2 protein-coding genes are annotated in these 1,242 nt (G+C 66.1%); both read right to left on the bottom strand.

Going from position 1 to position 1,242, the window contains the following annotated elements:
- The coding region (locus tag HLH35_RS19655; protein ID WP_182980738.1) for a TolC family protein at positions 1-805 on the bottom strand (805 nt) is incomplete at its 3' end.
- Between the two features lie 196 nt (positions 806-1,001).
- Positions 1,002-1,242 (bottom strand): HlyD family secretion protein (locus tag HLH35_RS19650; protein ID WP_456305640.1); only part of this gene is annotated, 241 nt, incomplete at its 5' end.

Raw genomic sequence — 1,242 nt, 5'->3', positions numbered from 1 at the left:
TCTGGCCCATCAGCACGTCGAGCGCATGCGTGATCTGGGCGATATGCGTGCGCAGCGGCTCGCGCGCCGCAAGCTGGCTGTCCAGCTCCGCCTTGGCCTGCGCGATCTGCAGCGTGTTGCCCACGCCCTCCAGATACAGGCGCTGCGTCAAATCATAGGCTTCCTGCGCCACGCTGATGTTGCGGTTCGAGATCTCCAGCCGCAACTGGGTGTCGCGCAGCACCATATAGTCGCTGACCAGCGCCGAGAGCATCGTCATCAGCACCGCGCGCCGGTCCTCGACCGTCTCCTCGACCGCGCGTTCCTGCGCTTCCACGCTGCGGCGGATGCGGCCGAACACGTCGATCTGCCAGCTCGCGCTGACCCCGTAGGAGAGATAGGACGCCCCGGGCCGGTTGATCGGACTCCCCGGCCTGATCGGCCAGTTATCCACGTTGATCGAAAAGCGCGCGTCGCCATTGGTGGTGTTGGCGTCGACCTGCGGATACCAGGCCGAGGCCTGGCTGTCGCGCAGCGCCCGCTCGGCCAGGATGCGCTGGCCGGCGATCTGCAGGTCGTAATTGCCGCCGATGGCGCGGTCGACCAGCCGGTCCAGTTCCGCATCGCCGAAGCGGTGCCACCAATCTTTCAGCTCGGCATTGGTGCGCGCGATCTCGGCATCGGTTGCCGGATGCTCGTCCTCGGTGAAGTGCGCGGGCACCTTCATCCGGTCCGGCTGGTAGCGCGGGCCGACCGTGCAACCCGCCAGCACGACCATCGAAGTCAGAACCAACCCAGCTCGCCGGCTTTTCGTCGTCATGATCATGATTGTGCAACAGACCCGAACAGCAATGAAAAGATGTCTGCTTGCAGACGTGGGCTGGTGAGCGAGAGTGCCGCGAAGCGGCACGGCCGTCGTGTGTTTCCGAGCATCGGAGCGGAGCGGCCTTGATGGCCGTGAGCACCGAAGCGCAGGAAACGCGCGTCGGATCGCCGCCAGACCGCGTCTGCAAGCAGACAGGTCACAGGTGGTCTTGGAGCCAGGTGGTGAGCTGCCCCTTCTGGCTGCGCGATTGCGGGCCGACGGTCACCGTGCAGGTCATGCCCGCCGCCAGCGTCACGCTCTCGGGCACGTGGTCCAGATGGATGCGTACCGGAATGCGCTGCGCCAGGCGCACCCAGGTGAAGATCGGGTTGACGTCCTGCAGCCCCAGCCGGTCCGGATTGCCGTTCTGGTCGTTGATGCCGCGCGCGATCGAGACG

Source organism: Gluconacetobacter asukensis (assembly GCF_014174375.1).
Lineage (GTDB): Bacteria > Pseudomonadota > Alphaproteobacteria > Acetobacterales > Acetobacteraceae > Gluconacetobacter > Gluconacetobacter asukensis.
This window is presented reverse-complemented; position numbering and strand designations above follow the sequence as displayed.